A 15,567-nucleotide genomic window follows, 5' to 3' on the forward strand; every position below is an offset into this window, starting at 1 on the left:
GCCAGCCCTTTATTATTCCAGCCCCCTCCCTATTTCGACACGACCATAAGTATGAGCATAGCCTACCCAAATCCAGACGACGAATCCCCGGTGCAGGAAGACCGCTTGTGGCAAGGCAATGGCTGGACCGCGCGCGTGATCAAGAACGACGATGACGATGGCTGGGCGGTGGCCATGATCAAGGATGGCGAGCCGGAACCGGCGCTGGTCGGTCCCTGGACCATGGGCCGCGACAAGAAAAATCCCAAGCCGCTGGACGTCAACGCCTTCAACACCCTGGTCAAGACCGCCAGCGAGGTGATCCGCCGCCACGAACAGCAGCTGCACGCCCAGTTGCACAAGAATGTGACTGTCGGTAGCGATGACGGGCCGGTCAAGGTTTGTCTCGACATCACGCCGGACGAAGACGATCCCTATGCCACGCTGAGCGCTTTCGACGAGTACGGCGAGGCGCTGGCGCGGGTGCGCGTGCCGCCCACTTTCAAGCTCAGCGCAACTTCTGCTGCCAACTGGATCGAAAATGGTTACAAAAAACCCTGAGGAAACTATTTGCCCGGAAGCCTCTGTATTTGAGCAGAATTAAGATTTCGTTAAATAAACGTGTAAGTGGATGTAACATTCAATCGTGCGATCCCGTTTTTCCCAGGCATGTTTGCTACATTGGCATCTCCTTTCTGCGGTGTATCAACACCGCTTTTTTTTGACCAAAAGGAGGTACAGATGAAAAATGTAAAACGCATCCTGGGTGCGATCGCGGTATCCGGCGCCGCGCTGTTGGCACAAGGCGCCATGGCGGCTGACGTCAGCAATCCGGACATGGCGCTGGACGTCGCCGGCGGTGGCAGCGTGCTGGGCCATGTATTCTCGATGGGCAACGCCGGCAACGGCTTCTCCGAGCGCTACACGTTCTCGGTCGGCGCCGGCAGCACCATTTCGGCCGACGTCTTCTCGTTTGCCAGCAGCGCCACCACCGGCCTGGATATCCTGGGCCTGAGCCTGTTCAATGCCGACGGCCTGGTGGTCAAAGGCACCGGCTCGAGCGGCACGCTGGATCACTGGACCCTGACCTCGAATGCGCTGGCCGCCGGCGATTATTTCCTGCTGGTGAGCGGCACCGTGCTGTCCAACGGCCCGACCTTCTACAGCGGCGGCGCCACCGTGACCGCGGTACCGGAACCCGCCACCTACGGCATGCTGCTGGGCGGTCTGGGCCTGGTGGGCGCGCTGGCACGCCGACGTAAGCAAACCGACGCCGCGTAAAGCAACCTCTCGCGCACTGCGCAAGCCAGGTTGCCAGGGCAACCTGGCTCCTCCCGGCGCTTCTCTGATAGTATTTCCTATGCGCATGAATGCTCACATAGGAAAATCGATGGAAAGTCGCCTCACCCGGCTGGAAGCCGTTCAAACCGTGCTGCTCGAAATCGGGCAGAAATCTAGCAGCTGTACCGACATCAGCGAATTCCTGCAGGCGGTGCACGCGGCGCTCGGGCGTATCATGTATGCCGCCAACTTTTTCGTCGCGCTCAGCGACGAGAACGGCCCGCCCAACATGGTGCGCTTCGTGTACTTCGTCGACGAAGTGGACGACCCGCCGCAGCGCGACGAGCTGTTCGAACTGGTGGCCGGGGAGTCGCCGACCGCGGCGGTGATTCTCAGCCGCGAGCGCATCGTCATGACGGCGGCCGAGCACCAGTCCAAGCGCGAAGACAACGCCGAATTCGGCATCGGCACCATTGCCGAGCACTGGATGGGCTGCCCGCTGTTCGACCACAATCACCAGATCCTCGGCGCGGTGGTGATCCAGAGCTACGACAAGGAACACACTTTCAGCGACGAAGATCAGGCGCTGTTCGCCCTGATCGCCAACCACGTCTCGAGCGCGCTGCAGGGTCTGCAGAGCATGGACCGGCTGGAGCGCGCGGTGCAGGAGCGCACCCGGCAGCTGCAGCACGAGGTGGCCGAGCGCCGCCGCGCGGAAAACATCCAGCGCGGGCTGTACGAGCTGGCCAACCTGTCGGCCACCGCCACCGGCGGCAGCCGGCTCAATATGCGGCTGCACCAGATCATCAGCGAACTGGTGCCGGCCAAGAATTTCCTGATGGCGCTGTACCATCCGGACACCAACGAGATCAGCATCCCGTATTTCGTCGACGAGAAAGACGAATACGCGCCGGTGCGGCGCTTCGACTACGGCCTGGGCATGAGTTCCTACATCCTGCAGCGCAAGCAGGCCATGCTGCTGGATCGCGAGGGTTTCCGCGCGCTGGTCGACAGCGGCGAAATGGAACATCCGCTGGGCAATGTCGACATCGCCAGCTGGATGGGCGCGCCCATGCTGCTGGGCGACAAGGCCTACGGCGTGATCATCGTACAGAGCTATGACGACACGGTGAACTACACCCAGGCCGACCTCGACATTCTGGCGTTCATGGCCAGCCACGTGGCGGTGGCGATTGCGCGGCTGCAGGCCGACCGCCAGATCCGCCAGGCCAAGGAAACGCTGGAACAGCAGAACGCCGCGCTGGAGAACGCGCTGACCTCGCTGAAAGATGCGCAGGGCGAGCTGGTGCGCCAGGAAAAGCTGGCCTCGCTGGGACGGCTGGTGGCCGGGGTGGCGCACGAAATCAACACCCCGCTGGGCATCTGCGTCACCGCCACCAGCCACCTGGTGGAAGAACTGAAACTGACGCGCGAAGACCTGGCCAACGGCGCGCTGGACGAAGAGGGGCTGAACGGCTTTTTCGACATCATCGACCAGTCGCTGAAGATCATGACCACCAACACCCAGCGCGCGGCGGCGCTGGTGCGCAGTTTCAAGCAGGTGGCGGTGGACCAGTCGTCGGACGACATCCGCAGCTTCAACCTGCGCAAATACCTGGACGAAGTGCTGCTGTCGCTGCAGCCCAAGCTCAAGGGCAAGCCGATCACCATCGACATCGCTTGCGACGAGCACATCAACATGGCCAGCTTCCCGGGGGCGATCTCGCAGATCGTCACCAACATGGTGGTCAACTCGCTGGTGCACGGCTTTGAGGAAGGGCAGAGCGGCAAGATCAAGATCAGCGGCAGGGTCGACGGCGATAATGTCGAGTTCGACTACAGCGATGACGGCGTCGGCATGGACAGCGCCACGCTGGCGCAGCTGTTCGACCCGTTCTTCACCACCAAGCGCGGCTCGGGCGGCAGCGGGCTGGGCGCGCACATCCTGTACAACCTGGTGACGGGCGCGCTGGGCGGTAGCGTCAAAGTGGCCAGCGCGCCCGGCATGGGCCTGCACTACAAACTGCGCTTCCCCAAGGTCAAGCGCAAGTAATCCGGGGTCAGGTCTTCCATTGCGTCACGAGCTCTGCCGTAGCGATAGCTACGGCAGAGCTCGTGACGCAATGGAAGACCTGACCCCGGAGTTTACTTGGCGGCTTCTTCGATCAGCTTGGCCACTTCGGCCGGGTGCGAGGTCATGACGACGTGCGAGGCGCCGTCGATGGCCACGGTTTTTTTGGCGTTGGCGCGCTTGGCCATGAATTCCAGCGCGGCGGCCGGGATGTTCTTGTCGGCCTTGCCGTACACGAACCACGAGGGGATGGTCTTCCAGATCGGCGCCGGCGACGCTTCGTTCAGCGCGGCGTCGGTGATCGGCCGCTGACCCGCCGCCATCAGGCGCGCCTTGGCTTCCGGCACGTCGGCGGCGAACTGGTCGTGGAATTTGGCTTGCTGGATGTACAGGTCCTTGCCGCCATCGGCCAGCGCCACCGGCGGCGCCAGGGTCGGGCCCAGGGTGCTGCCGGGGAATTTGCCCGACAGGCCGACCGCCGTCTCGCCCGCTTCCGGCGCGAACGCGGCCACGTACACCAGGGCCTTGATGTTGCCGGCGCCGCTCACCGCGCTGATCACCGAGCCGCCGTACGAGTGGCCGACCAGCACCACCGGCCCGGACACGCTTTTCACCACTGCGGCCACGGCGGCGGCATCGCCCTTGACGCTGCGCAGCGGATTGGCGGCGCCGATCACGGTGTAGCCGTCTTTTTCCAGCTTGGCGGTGACGCCGTCCCAGCTCGAGGAGTCGGCAAAGGCGCCATGCACCAGGACGATGGTGGGCTTGTCGGCGGCGTGAGCCGGTGCGGCCAGGACGCCGGCCAGGGCGGCGGCGGCGGCGCAGCGGCGGAACAGGTGGTTCATGCTGTTTCCTTTCTTTCGTTCGTGAAGATGCGCCGATACTAGCAAGGATTCACTCCGCCTTGATCACCTGATCGGGATAGCAATTGCTCTATCGTTCATTTAACGCGTGGCCGCCGCCGGTCGCCCGTATTGCGTATGATCTCGCTTACCAATGCCATCTTCGCCGCCAGCGCCTTGCAGGACCAGTTGCTGCAGAAGCGGCTGGCCGAGGCCCGCAAAAAGGCCGATGCCATCAATGGCCTGTCCGCCCGCGCCTCCCAGGAGCAGAAGGCCCAGGCGCGCGAACGCATCGCCGAGCTCAAGAAGCAGATCGAGGCGCTGAGGAAGATGTTGGCGATGTTTGGCACCGGCAAGGATGCCAAGGCGTTGCTGCAGCAGTTGAAGCAATTGGCCAGCCAGCTGAAACAGGCGGCCGATGTGTTGAAGGCGCCGTCCGGCGATGCCGGCGTGTCCACCGCGCCAGCGGACGCTTCGGCGGCCGGCACGGACAGCAACGCCACCGGCGCCGCCGACGCTTATGTCGACGGCCGTAACGCCTATGCCGAGCAGCAGGCCGCCGCCGATGCCGACAGCAAGGCCGATAATAGCGCCGATGCCGATGCCGATGCCGATGCCGATGCCGCCAGCGCTGGCGCCGCCGCCGCAGTGCGCATCGCCGCCACGCCTGTCGATGCGCAAGCCGCCGAAGACCAGAAGCAGGTGGAGGAGGTCACGAACGCGCTGAAAGCGCTGCGCGCCACGGCCGAGCAGATGGCCAAGCGCCAGGAACAGCAGGCCCGCCGCTAGACGGTCGGTCGCGCAGCCGGCGGCGCGCGTAGTCGCCCCGCTCGAGCGGCGGATCGCCGGACAGCCGGCGACCGCCGGCGCGCAACGGCGCCGGTCGCGCGACCAGCGTCATCGCGGCATGGCGCCGCCGGCTCAGTCGGGCAGGCGTTCGTTGATGGCGATGGCCTTGTCGATATTCTTGATCAGCAGGTCGACGTACACCGGGTCCAGATGGTGGCCGGCGACTTCGCGCAGGTGTTCGATCACACGTTCCACCGGCCAGGCATCCTTGTAGCAGCGCTTGTGCATCAGCGCGTCGAACACGTCGGCGACGGCGACGATGCGCGCGTACAAATGGATGTCCTCGCCCTTGAGTCCTTGCGGATAGCCGCTGCCGTCGTATTTCTCGTGGTGCTGGTGGGCGATCACGGCGGCCGCCTTCAGGATCGGACGCTGCGAGCCATCCAGGATGGACAGGCCGACCGCCGGGTGCTGTTTCATGATTTCCCATTCGGCCGCGTCGAGCTTGCCGGGTTTCAGCAGCACCGCGTCCGGGGTGGCGATCTTGCCGATGTCGTGCATCGGCGCGGCGTGGCCGAGCACCGCCACTTCGTCGTCGGGCAGGCCGGCTTCGCGCGCCAGCATGTGGCACACCTCGGCCATGCGGCGCACGTGGTTGCCGGCTTCGTTGGAGCGCGATTCGACCACGTCGCCCAGGCGCAGGATCAGCTCGGCCTGGGTGTCGGTGATTTCCTGGTTCAGCAGGATGTTGTCGAAGGCGATGGCGACGCCGGAGCAGAATAGTTCCAGCAGCTTGGTGTCGATGTCGGAGATTTCTTCCACGCCCTTCAGCACCAGCAGCGACGCCTTGCCGCTGGCGTTGGGGAAATAGCCGATGTAGGTGTCGCCCTGCACGCGCGAAATCTTGTTGCTCTTGGCCTGGTCGAGTTCGGCCAGCACTTCCGGTGTCAGCAGGGAGCCGTCCTCGTCGCCGATTTGCGCCAGGATTTCGTAATCGTTCTGGCCGCTGATGGCGGTGGCGCCGCGCAGGCGCAGCAGCATGCTGTGCTCCAGTCGCAGCAAGGCCACCACCTGCTGCAGCAGGCCGTTGGCGAAGTCTTTCAGGTTGCGCTGGCGGAAGATGTGCGAGGAGGCGGCGATCACGCGCTCCAGCCCTTCGCGGTAATTGATCTGCGCGCGGTGCGCTTCCTCCACCTTCATAATGTCGCGGTAGGCGCGCAGCGCGGCAAAGGTGGTGGTGAACAACTTGGTGCGGTCGAGCTCGGTCTTTTCCTTGTAGTCGTTGATGTCGTAGTTGACGATCACGCGTTCCTCGGGCGCCTGGCCCGGCTGGCCGGTGCGCAGCACGATGCGGGTGAACTGGTTGTCCAGGTCTTCGCGCATCCAGCGCGCCACTTCCAGGCCGCTGTCTTCCTTTTCCATCACCACGTCCAGGAACACCAACGCGATATCGGTTTCGCGCGCCAGCACTTCCTTGGCCTCGGCGCCGCTGTAGGCATGCACGAAGCTCAGCGCGCGACCGTCAAGGCGGAAGCGGCTCAGCGTCAGTTTGGTGATGTCATGAATGTCCGGTTCGTCATCGACCAACAGAACTTTCCAAGGCGCTAGCTTGGGCCCAGCAGAAGACAAGAAGGACATATGAACAAATTCCGCAAATGAAGACCGCTACAGTGAATTTCCCGATTGTAGTCTTAGACAAGCCTATTAACAACAGGCAATAAATATTCCCTGTTGCTCCGCACAACAACCGTCCGGCTTTATTGTACGCCGCGAACCCTGCCGGCGGCGCTGCCTTCCTTTCGGTCAGCGCATGTATGGACGAAACAATACTTCGTTTTTGGCAATATTGCTATCAAAAAATCACAAAGCTCGGTAAAAACGCTATCGGCCGCGCTCCGATCATGAGCGTGATTCTTTTGACATCGAAAAGAATGCCGCGCGCCAGCTCATTAGAATGGCTGGGCGCGCGCTGACAACCATCCTCGACTTCACAAGAACCAGGAGACATGTATGAGATTGCGTCTAGCTTCATCTATGCTAATTTGCCTGCTGGCGGCGGGCACCGCCAGCGCCGTAACCACCTCGCCCGGCAAGCAGATCGAGTTTCTGAATCGCGGCGCCGTCGCGATCAAAACCGACACCGGCGTGTTCATCAGCTGGCGCCAGCTGGCCACCGACGAGAACGGCATGCTGTTCAACGTCTACCGCGACAACGTCAAACTCAACAGCGCGCCACTGAATGCGCTCAACTTTAGCGATGCCGGCGGCAACGAGGCCGCCAGCTACAGCGTGCGGCCGGTGGTCAACGGCGTCGAACAGGCGGCCGCCGGCGCCGGCAGCACCTGGGGCACGTTCTACAAGACCATCCCGGTGCAGGCGCCGCCGGCTGGCGTCACCCCCACCGGCGAAGCCTATACCTATGAGATCAACGACGGTTCCGCTGCCGATCTCGATGGCGATGGCACGTATGAACTGATCGTCAAATGGCAGCCCACCAATGCCAAGGACAATTCGCAATCGGGCTACACCGGTAACACCTATCTGGATGCCTACAAGCTGGACGGTAGGCGCATGTGGCGTATCGACCTCGGCCGCAATATCCGCGCCGGCGCCCACTACACCACCTTCCTGGCCTACGACTTCGACGGCGACGGCCAGGCCGAGGTGATGGCCAAGACCGCCGACGGCACCATCGACGGCCAGGGCGTGCTGATCGGCTCGGCCAGCGCCGACTACCGCAACAGCGCCGGCTACGTGCTGAGCGGTCCGGAATATCTGACCGTGTTCAACGGCCTGACCGGCGCCGCCATGAAGACCGTCAATTACCTGCCGGCGCGCGGCACCGTGTCGGCGTGGGGCGACAGCTATGGCAACCGCGTCGACCGCTTCCTCGGCGGCGTGGCCAACCTGGACGGCAACCGCCCCAGCGCCATCTTCTCGCGCGGCTACTACACGCGCGCCGTGGTGGCGGCCTGGGACTGGCGCGACGGCGCGCTGACCAGCCGCTGGGTGTTCGACACCGACGTCGCCGGCAGCGCCGCGCGCGGCCAGGGCGCGCACTGGTTCGCCACCGGCGATGTCGACGGCGACGGCAAGGACGACATCGTGTACGGTGCCGCCACCATCAGCAGCTATGGCCAGCTGCTGTACACCACCGGCCTGGGCCACGGCGACGCGCTGCACTTCGGCAAACTCGATCCCAACCGTGCCGGCCAGCAGATCTACATGGTGCATGAGACGCCCTCCGCCTATGGCGCTTACGGCTCCGAGATGCACGACGCCGCCACCGGCGCCATCATCTGGGGCGCCAGCGGTGCCAATGCCGACGTCGGCCGCGGCGTCTGCATCGACATCGATCCCGACCATCCGGGCGAGGAATGCTGGGCCAGCCGCGGTGGCCTGCGCAGCGCGACCGGCGAGCAGCTGTACACCGGCACGCCAAGCGGCACCAACTTCGCGGTCTGGTGGGATGGCGACCTGCTGCGCGAGATCCTGGACAACGTCTCGGTGCGCAAATGGGATCCGGCCACGCACGCCACCAATCCGGTGATGGATGCCGGTCCGCTGGGGGCGGCCTCCAACAACGGCACCAAGGCCACGCCGGTGCTGTCGGCCGACCTGTTCGGCGACTGGCGCGAGGAAATCGTGCTGCGCAACAGCAGCAACACCGCGCTGATGGTGTTCAGCACCACCACGCCGACCAGCACCCGCATCGCCACGCTGATGCACAACCCGCAGTACCGTACCCAGGTGGCGGGACAGAACGCCGGCTACAACCAGCCGCCGCATCCGAGCTTCTACCTGGGAGCGGGCGCCACCAGCTTCCCGCAGGATCCGGTGCACATCCCGTATGACGGCAGCGGCACGCTGCAGGCGGAGACAGCCATCGTCGATGGCGGCACAGCGGCGCGCACCGACCGTGGCGGCTATCGCGGCACCGGCTTCCTCAGCTTCCCGGCCAGCGGCGGTGGCGCCGAGTTCGCGCGCATCAATGGCGGCAGCGGCGGCGTCAAGACCGTCACCATCCGCTACGCCAACGGCAACCCGACCCCGCGCACCGGCGTGTTGCGCGTGAACGGCGTGGCGCAGCCGATCACCTTCCGCATCACCGGCGGCTGGACCAACTGGAGCACCGCCACCGCCTCGGTGACCCTGGCGAAAGGCGCGGTCAACACCCTGCGCCTGGAATCGACCGGTCAGGGCCTGGGCAATATCGATGAACTGACGGTTCAATGAAAGGATTGCACATGAAAAAACTTCTCACTTTGCTGGCGCTGGTTGCCGGCCTGGCGCCACAGCTGGTGCTGGCGGCGAGCAACGGCTGGTATCAGCTCGACGCCACCTGGCGTGACGGCCACTTCAGCGGTCATTTCCTGTACGACAGCAGCGCCGTCAACCACGTGCTGGAAGTGACCGGCACGCTGACCGACCTGGCCCAGATCACGGCCATCAACCAAGTGGTGAATCCGGAAGATCCGCAGCTGGAATCGTGGATTTTCTTCGGTAACACCAACCTGGCCGATCCGGGCGGCCACGACGCCGGCTTTTACCTGTACCTGCTGGAGCAGGGCGGCACGCTGAAGCTGGATACCACGGCCAGCAACAGCCTGTACGACTGGAGCCACGACTTCGCCTACTATCATCCGGGCCAGCTGGACGAGTCGCCTCTGCAGTCCTACACCATCACGGCGGTGCCGGAGCCCAGCATGGCACTGCTGCTGCTGACCGGGCTGGCGCTCAGTTGCGCGTCAGCGTGGGCCAGGCGGCTTCGGGAGCGTGCATGGCGTCGGCCAGGTAATTGACCATTGAGGCGATCCGGGCGGAAACGGTGGAGTGCTGGTAGTAGACGGCGTGAACGGGCTTGAGCTTGTTCAGCGTCAGCTGCGGCAGCACCTCCACCAGCCGGCCTTCGGCCACGTCGACCGCCGTCATGAAGTCCGACAGGCAGACGATGCCCATCGCCTGCAGGGCCAGATGACGCAGGGTTTCGCCGCTCGGCGAAGCCAGCGCCGGCGTGATCTGCAGCGGTTTGCCGTCGGCCTGCAACAGCGGCCACTGATTCAGGATTTCCGGCTCGCTGAAGCCCAGCAGTTCGTGATGGGCCAGGTCGGCCACCTCGTGCGGCACGCCGTTGCGGCTGAGATACGCCGGGCTGGCCAGCAGCCGGATACGGGTGTGGCCGAGCAGGCGGCTGTACAAGGTCGAATCCTTGAGCTCGCCGATGCGGATGGCCAGGTCGACGCGCCGTTCCAATAGATCGATATAGCCCTCATTGCTGCTCAGGCTGAGCTCCACCTGTGGATGCAGGGCGCGGTAGCCCGGCATCAGCGGCACCAGCACGTGCAGCATGAAGGGTGTCACCGCGTCCACCCGCAACGGGCCGGACAGCTGGCCGCGGCGCGCCATCGCCCGGTCTTCCGCCACCCGCACCGATTCCATGATATTCCTCGCATCCTTGACGAAAGCACAACCCTCGTCGGTCAGGTCGAGGCGGCGCGTGGTCCGGCGCAGCAATGTGGTTTGCAGCTTTTCTTCCAGCCGCGCCAGCAGGCGGCTGATGGACGATACCGGCTGCCCCAGCCGGTCGGCCGCCGCCGTCAGCGAACCGCTGTCCACCACCGCCAGAAACACCGTCAGTTCGTCGAGAGCCAGCTTCATTTTTCGATTATCCGCAAAAGTATTTTGAAGATTATGGGCTTTATCCGGGAAAGTCGCACCTGCATAATGTTCAGCAGAGTAATCCTTCCTACGGACAAACTATGCAAACCTCACCTTCCCGCAGCGCCGCGCTGCCACTGCTGGCGCTGGCGATTGGCGCCTTCGGCATCGGCACCACCGAATTTGGACCCATGGGCATGCTGTTGACCATCGCCCAGGGCGTTCATGTTTCCATCCCTACCGCCGGCCTGCTGGTGTCGGCTTACGCCATCGGCGTGACGCTCGGCGCGCCGATCATGACCTTGCTGCTGGCGCGCTGGCCGCGCCGCAAGGCGCTGATCGCGCTGATGGCGATCTTCGCCATCGGCAATGTGCTGTCGGCGCTGGCGCCCGGTTACGCCAGCCTGATGGCGGCGCGCGTGATCACCAGCCTGACCCATGGTGCTTTCTTCGGCATCGGTTCGGTGGTGGCGGCCAGCCTGGTGCCGCGCGAAAAACAAGCCAGCGCGGTGGCCGCCATGTTCCTCGGCCTGACCATCGCCAACATCGGCGGCGTGCCGGCCGCGACCTGGGTCAGCGAAAGCCTGGGCTGGCGCGAATCGTTCGGCGCCATCGGCACGCTGGGCGTGCTGGCCATGGCCGCGCTGTTCCTGTTCCTGCCGCAGGGCAGCAAGGGCAGCGCGCCCGATGTGCGGGGCGAACTGAAAGTGCTGCTGCGTCCGGTGGTGCTGCAAGGGCTGCTGACCACGGTGCTGGCCTCGGGCGCCACGTTCGCGCTGTACACCTACATCAATCCGGCGCTGCAATCGTTCACCCATGCCACGCCGGGCTTCATCACCGCCATGCTGGCGCTGGTCGGCGTCGGCTTCACCATCGGTAATTCGGTGGGCGGCAAGCTGGCCGACTGGTCGATCGACAAGACGCTGATCGGTTTCATGCTGCTGGAAGCGGCCGTGATGCTGGCCTTCCCGTGGCTGGCAAAGACGCCTGCTGGCGCCGCCGCCGGTCTGCTGGTGTGGGGCGTGGCCGCCTTCGCGCTGGTGCCGCCGGTACAGATGCGCGTGATGCGCGCCGCCACCGGGGCGCCCGGTCTGGCCTCGTCGGTGAACATCGGCGCCTTCAACCTGGGCAATGCCATCGGCGCAGCGCTGGGCGCGGCCGTGCTGAACGCCGGCCTCGGCTATGCTGCGGTGATGTATGCCGGCGCCGTCCTGACGGTGCTGGCACTGCTGCTGGTGCTGTGGGGCAGTACGCAAAAAAACCCGCAGGGCGCCGGCGAGGGCGCGCCCGCGGGCTTCATCCACTGACGCTTAGAACGTCAGCGCCGGGAAGCCGGTGATGTAGCCGACCGCCGCGCCGTAACGGTCGCGGTAGTTGGCGCGGATCAGCGGGTCCAGCGTCGCCTGGACCTTGCTGTGCAGCGATTCCCAGTCGCCAGGATGCTGGAAGTTGCTCATGATGTAGGCGAAGCCGTTGATGTCGTCCACCGCGTGCAGGCCGGTCGATTCGGCGCCCGACGGCGTCGACAGGAGACGCGTCAGCGCCTTGGTGTCGACGTTGTAGGCCCACAGGAAGTTGTTGACGTGGGTGCTGCTGTCCTCGCCGATGAACAGGGTGCGCAGCTTTTCCGAGAACTTGATGTTGTCCGGATTGGCCACCTTGTCCGGGTTGGCCTTGTTGCCCAGTGCGTCAGGCGTGGCCAGGTCTTCGCTGACCAGCGCCGGCACGGCAGCCATGTCGACCGGCACCCATTCGCTGTTGATGGCCGCGCCGCTGCTGTCGCTCTGGCCGCCTTTCATGTTCAGCGCATACACGGCGCCCGCTGCCGGACCCTTGATGGCAATGCCGCCGGAGCCATTGGTCATCGCCGAACCGATGGCCGCGATGGCCGAGTAGGCGATCTTGTCCTTGGCGTTGACGGTGGTGCCCTCCATCTTGGTGAAGCCCATGCTGCCGCCTTTCAGCGCGGCGTAGCGGTGGGTTTCCAGGAAGGCCGCGGCCTGTTCCATGCCCGGCTTGATCTTGACCCAGTTCGAGGTGCCGTTGAACGGGATCTTGGTGAACGAGGCATCCGCAGGATCGCTGGTCTTCACTTCCAGGATGTCGGACGCTTTCAGCTTGTCGGCCAGGGCCTTGATCTCGGCCGAGCTGGCGCTGCCCAGCTTGATCCACGACAGCGTGGCCGAACCGCCGTTATCGGTGCTCTTCTGCGTCCATTTGGCCACGTACAGCGAACCGCTCGACAGGTCCTGCGCCTTGTCGGCGACGAACATGAACAGGCCGCCGTTGGTGGCGTCATCGCCCATCAGCGTGGTGCGCTCATCCGGCATCACCTGCACCAGTTCGTGCGAGATGCGGCCCAGGCAGTAGTGCTTCTTGCACGAGCCGGTGCCGTCCGGGTTGACGGTGATTTCCGGCAGGTGGCCGTAGTGATACGGGTTGGCCTTGGCGGCGTCGCCGTACAGGTTGCTGCTGAAGTTGGCGAACTGGGTGTTGCTGGCGATGGTGGTCGCGTCCGGCTCGTACTCTTCGCTCGACAAATGGGTGTTCCATGGCGAACGGCTGGCGCCGCAGGTGATCCACAGGCCGTTGGCGCCGCTGGTGTCGACGTTATGGTATTTGACCAGCGACAGCGCGCCGGTACTTTTGTCCTGGTCCAGCGTCAGGATCGCGATCGGCGACGGCAGCATGCCGTACATGGAATCGCCCTTGACGTTGCGGGTGGTGTATTCGAACTGCACCACGGCGAACACGGTGTTGCCCTTGACGCCGCTGACGGTGGGCGCGGCCAGCTTCAGCAGCGAGGTGCCGTCCGGGCAGTCGGAGAAGAACTGGCGCGTGCCGGCGTCGGTCTTGTCCAGGATGGGCTTGTTGTTGATGTCGTAGTAGCCGCCCGCCAGAATGGTGCCGCCGCTGCCGTTCGGCACTTGCGCGCCGGTGATGAAGAAGGTCTGGTACGCCAGGTTGAACGGCACGGTCTTGCCGTCCGAGTACAGCGCGTTCATGGCCGAGCCCACCGTGGTGGTGGCCATTTTCGGCGCGTCGGCCAGCGACGGCGCGGCCATGCCCTGGAAGGTCACGGACATCAGCTGTGGCGCCGGCGCGGCGGTGTCGCCGCCGCCGCAGGCGGATAGCAGGGCGGCGGTGGCGCTGCCGCCGGCCAGCGGCAGCAGCGGCGCGCTGGACAGGAATTTCAGAAGACTACGGCGCGATGGATCGAGTTGCTCGGTCATGGTGGTTACCCTGTTGTGGTTTGTGGCGGCGGCAATCTTAAAGATTTGTTATGACAGGGTTGTGACAATGCGATACAAAACGATACCGGGCGATACCGGGCGATACATGGCGAAAACGCGCGGATGATTGGTAACAAACTTATTCAGCGCGGGCGCGGGCCGGGGAAAAGGTCTATATTGTTTCCATGAACCCATGAAGGAGTAGCATCATGCGCCTGTTGAAATTTTCCGTGCTGGCCGCGCTGCTGGTCGCCAGCAGCGCCTGGGCCGAAGTCATCGTCACCTACACCAAGCCCGACGATTACACCGACGTGTCGCGCAGCGTTATCGAGCGCGAGCGGACGCTGAAAGCGTTCAGCGACTACTTCGCCACCCTGGACAAGAAGCTGCCCGCCGGGCAGACGCTGAAGATCGAAGTGCTGGATATCGACCTGGCCGGCCGCGAATATCCGCGCCGCTTCAGCGGCGAGGATATCCGCATCATGAATGGCGGCGCCGACTGGCCGCACATGCATCTGAAGTACACGCTGGAGCAGGATGGCAAGGTGATCCGCAGCGGTGACCAGCAGCTGTCCAACATGAATTACCAGAACCGCACGATGGGCTATTTCGACAGCGATCCGCTGCGCTATGAAAAGCAGATGCTGGACGACTGGTTCAAGAAGTCCATCGTGCCCAAGGTGGCCGCGCGCTAATCGACGCGGTTGACCTTGGGGAATTTGGCCAGGAATTCCTCCGGCATGGCGGTGACCTGGCTGGTCTTGTAGCTGAAGAAGACGAAACCGTACTTGGCCATCGCCACCAGCTTGCTGTCGCGCGGGCGGGTGACGCGGAAGATGATGTCGCCGCCGTACTGGTTGAAATCCATTAGCCCCACCTCGAACAGCAACTGGTCGCGCGCATGCGCCTCGGCCTTGTAGGTGGTGGCCAGGTCGGTGACGATGATGCCGAGGCCGTCCGTGCCGGCCTCCTGCACGCCGTGCTCGTACAGAAAGCGCGCGCGTGCCTCCGACAGCATGGAAATCATCGAATCGTTGCCCAGGTGGTTGCCGGCGTTGATGTCGGTCACGCGCACCGTGAGCTGGGTGGAAAAATAATATTGGTCTTCGGGGAAGTCCAGTTTCAGGCGGGCCATGGTATTCCTCTGTCTTTTGCGGCAGGACCGCGTCGGTGTTCCTGTGTAGGATCAGTGTGTCCCTTTTGAAAGGATACGCCATGATCTACGGTCTGACTTACCTTGGAGTGATCCACACCCTGATCAGCCTGGTTGCGGTGGCCGCCGCGCTGGTCGCCTTCAGCCGCGACGGCAGCATCGACCCCGCGCGGCCGATGGGCAAACTCTATCTCTGGAGCACCGTGCTGACCTGCCTGACCGGCTTCGGCATTTACCAGCACGGCGGCTTCGGCAAGCCGCACATGCTGGGCATCATCACGCTGGTGGTGCTGGGCGTGGCCTGGCTGACCGGCCGCCGCCAGTGGGCCGGGGTCAGCACCGTCTGCTTCACACTGACGTTTTTATTCCACATGATACCGGCCGTCACCGAAACCAGCACACGTCTGCCGTACGGTTCGCCATGGCTGTCCAGCCCCGAGGCGCCCGAGCTGCAGGCCATCACCGGCGTGCTGTTCGTGTTGTTTGTGATCGGCGCCATTGTGCAGGTACGCAGATTGAAGCGACACCAAAAGTAGTGCAATTATTATATTTCTATGTCAC

At 64.1% G+C, this 15,567-nt stretch carries 14 protein-coding genes; 9 read left to right on the top strand and 5 right to left on the bottom strand.

What is annotated here, in order from left to right:
* Nucleotides 1-51 precede the first annotated feature (51 nt).
* The 3 genes from E4L98_RS24495 to E4L98_RS24505 all read left to right on the top strand — a co-directional run bounded on the left by E4L98_RS24495 (nt 52) and on the right by E4L98_RS24505 (nt 3,313).
* Entirely contained in the window at nt 52-540 is a 489-nt protein-coding gene (locus E4L98_RS24495) for a hypothetical protein (protein WP_135204151.1), read from the top strand.
* Nucleotides 541-720: 180 nt separating this feature from the next.
* Complete coding sequence (locus tag E4L98_RS24500) at nt 721-1,260, top strand: FxDxF family PEP-CTERM protein (protein WP_167761435.1); 540 nt, start codon at nt 721-723, stop codon at nt 1,258-1,260.
* A gap of 109 nt (nt 1,261-1,369) precedes the next feature.
* Nucleotides 1,370-3,313: a GAF domain-containing sensor histidine kinase gene (locus E4L98_RS24505; protein ID WP_135204153.1), complete on the top strand. Its 1,944-nt coding sequence runs from the start codon at nt 1,370-1,372 to the stop codon at nt 3,311-3,313.
* A gap of 92 nt (nt 3,314-3,405) precedes the next feature.
* Here the strand turns inward: E4L98_RS24505 and E4L98_RS24510 are convergent, their stop codons facing one another.
* A complete protein-coding gene (locus E4L98_RS24510; protein WP_135204154.1) occupies nt 3,406-4,176 on the bottom strand; it encodes an alpha/beta fold hydrolase in 771 nt (256 codons plus the stop codon).
* A gap of 135 nt (nt 4,177-4,311) precedes the next feature.
* Here E4L98_RS24510 and E4L98_RS24515 point away from each other — a divergent pair, with 135 nt between their 5' ends.
* Nucleotides 4,312-4,962, top strand: a complete 651-nt coding sequence (locus tag E4L98_RS24515; protein WP_135204155.1) for a hypothetical protein — start codon at nt 4,312-4,314, stop codon at nt 4,960-4,962.
* Between the two features lie 132 nt (nt 4,963-5,094).
* Here E4L98_RS24515 and E4L98_RS24520 read toward each other — a convergent pair whose 3' ends face one another.
* Entirely contained in the window at nt 5,095-6,600 is a 1,506-nt protein-coding gene (locus tag E4L98_RS24520) for a response regulator (protein WP_135204156.1), read from the bottom strand.
* Nucleotides 6,601-6,996: 396 nt separating this feature from the next.
* On the opposite strand from E4L98_RS24520, the gene E4L98_RS24525 reads away from it, so the two are divergent.
* Both E4L98_RS24525 and E4L98_RS24530 read left to right on the top strand, forming a co-directional pair.
* Nucleotides 6,997-9,198 carry a rhamnogalacturonan lyase family protein gene (locus tag E4L98_RS24525; protein ID WP_229257552.1) on the top strand — a complete coding sequence of 734 codons (2,202 nt, stop codon included), beginning with the start codon at nt 6,997-6,999 and terminating at the stop codon, nt 9,196-9,198.
* Between the two features lie 11 nt (nt 9,199-9,209).
* Nucleotides 9,210-9,764: a PEP-CTERM sorting domain-containing protein gene (locus E4L98_RS24530; protein WP_167761437.1), complete on the top strand. Its 555-nt coding sequence runs from the start codon at nt 9,210-9,212 to the stop codon at nt 9,762-9,764.
* Here the strand turns inward: E4L98_RS24530 and E4L98_RS24535 are convergent.
* Entirely contained in the window at nt 9,700-10,620 is a 921-nt protein-coding gene (locus E4L98_RS24535; RefSeq protein ID WP_135204158.1) for a LysR family transcriptional regulator, read from the bottom strand. The two genes, E4L98_RS24530 and E4L98_RS24535, sit on opposite strands and share 65 nt — an antisense overlap.
* 101 nt (nt 10,621-10,721) lie before the next feature.
* On the opposite strand from E4L98_RS24535, the gene E4L98_RS24540 reads away from it, so the two are divergent.
* Nucleotides 10,722-11,927: an MFS transporter gene (locus E4L98_RS24540; RefSeq protein ID WP_135204159.1), complete on the top strand. Its 1,206-nt coding sequence runs from the start codon at nt 10,722-10,724 to the stop codon at nt 11,925-11,927.
* 3 nt (nt 11,928-11,930) lie between these two features.
* On the opposite strand, the gene E4L98_RS24545 is transcribed toward E4L98_RS24540, so the two are convergent.
* Nucleotides 11,931-13,853 carry a PhoX family protein gene (locus E4L98_RS24545; RefSeq protein WP_135204160.1) on the bottom strand — a complete coding sequence of 641 codons (1,923 nt, stop codon included), beginning with the start codon at nt 13,851-13,853 and terminating at the stop codon, nt 11,931-11,933.
* Between the two features lie 209 nt (nt 13,854-14,062).
* Between E4L98_RS24545 and E4L98_RS24550 the strand changes: the two genes are divergently transcribed.
* Entirely contained in the window at nt 14,063-14,548 is a 486-nt protein-coding gene (locus tag E4L98_RS24550; RefSeq protein WP_135204161.1) for a DUF3016 domain-containing protein, read from the top strand.
* Here the strand turns inward: E4L98_RS24550 and E4L98_RS24555 are convergent.
* Nucleotides 14,545-14,988 (bottom strand): thioesterase family protein, encoded by a 444-nt coding sequence (locus tag E4L98_RS24555; protein ID WP_135204162.1) that lies wholly within the window; start codon nt 14,986-14,988, stop codon nt 14,545-14,547. The genes E4L98_RS24550 and E4L98_RS24555 overlap by 4 nt on opposite strands.
* An 80-nt stretch (nt 14,989-15,068) precedes the next feature.
* Between E4L98_RS24555 and E4L98_RS24560 the strand changes: the two genes are divergently transcribed.
* Nucleotides 15,069-15,542 carry a hypothetical protein gene (locus E4L98_RS24560; protein ID WP_135204163.1) on the top strand — a complete coding sequence of 158 codons (474 nt, stop codon included), beginning with the start codon at nt 15,069-15,071 and terminating at the stop codon, nt 15,540-15,542.
* Nucleotides 15,543-15,567: the final 25 nt, after the last annotated feature.

Origin of the sequence: Duganella callida (assembly GCF_004614165.1) — a bacterium.
Lineage (GTDB): Bacteria > Pseudomonadota > Gammaproteobacteria > Burkholderiales > Burkholderiaceae_D > Rugamonas > Rugamonas callida.

Excerpts from the sequence above, each read along its gene's own strand:
- E4L98_RS24495 (WP_135204151.1), top strand. The coding sequence starts at position 52 with ATGAGCATAGCCTACCCAAATCCAGACGACGAATCCCCGGTGCAGGAA.
- E4L98_RS24500 (WP_167761435.1), top strand. The coding sequence starts at position 721 with ATGAAAAATGTAAAACGCATCCTGGGTGCGATCGCGGTATCCGGCGCC.
- E4L98_RS24505 (WP_135204153.1), top strand. The coding sequence starts at position 1,370 with ATGGAAAGTCGCCTCACCCGGCTGGAAGCCGTTCAAACCGTGCTGCTC.
- E4L98_RS24510 (WP_135204154.1), bottom strand. The coding sequence starts at position 4,176 with ATGAACCACCTGTTCCGCCGCTGCGCCGCCGCCGCCGCCCTGGCCGGC.
- E4L98_RS24515 (WP_135204155.1), top strand. The coding sequence starts at position 4,312 with ATGATCTCGCTTACCAATGCCATCTTCGCCGCCAGCGCCTTGCAGGAC.
- E4L98_RS24520 (WP_135204156.1), bottom strand. The coding sequence starts at position 6,600 with ATGTCCTTCTTGTCTTCTGCTGGGCCCAAGCTAGCGCCTTGGAAAGTT.
- E4L98_RS24525 (WP_229257552.1), top strand. The coding sequence starts at position 6,997 with ATGCTAATTTGCCTGCTGGCGGCGGGCACCGCCAGCGCCGTAACCACC.
- E4L98_RS24530 (WP_167761437.1), top strand. The coding sequence starts at position 9,210 with ATGAAAAAACTTCTCACTTTGCTGGCGCTGGTTGCCGGCCTGGCGCCA.
- E4L98_RS24535 (WP_135204158.1), bottom strand. The coding sequence starts at position 10,620 with ATGAAGCTGGCTCTCGACGAACTGACGGTGTTTCTGGCGGTGGTGGAC.
- E4L98_RS24540 (WP_135204159.1), top strand. The coding sequence starts at position 10,722 with ATGCAAACCTCACCTTCCCGCAGCGCCGCGCTGCCACTGCTGGCGCTG.
- E4L98_RS24545 (WP_135204160.1), bottom strand. The coding sequence starts at position 13,853 with ATGACCGAGCAACTCGATCCATCGCGCCGTAGTCTTCTGAAATTCCTG.
- E4L98_RS24550 (WP_135204161.1), top strand. The coding sequence starts at position 14,063 with ATGCGCCTGTTGAAATTTTCCGTGCTGGCCGCGCTGCTGGTCGCCAGC.
- E4L98_RS24555 (WP_135204162.1), bottom strand. The coding sequence starts at position 14,988 with ATGGCCCGCCTGAAACTGGACTTCCCCGAAGACCAATATTATTTTTCC.
- E4L98_RS24560 (WP_135204163.1), top strand. The coding sequence starts at position 15,069 with ATGATCTACGGTCTGACTTACCTTGGAGTGATCCACACCCTGATCAGC.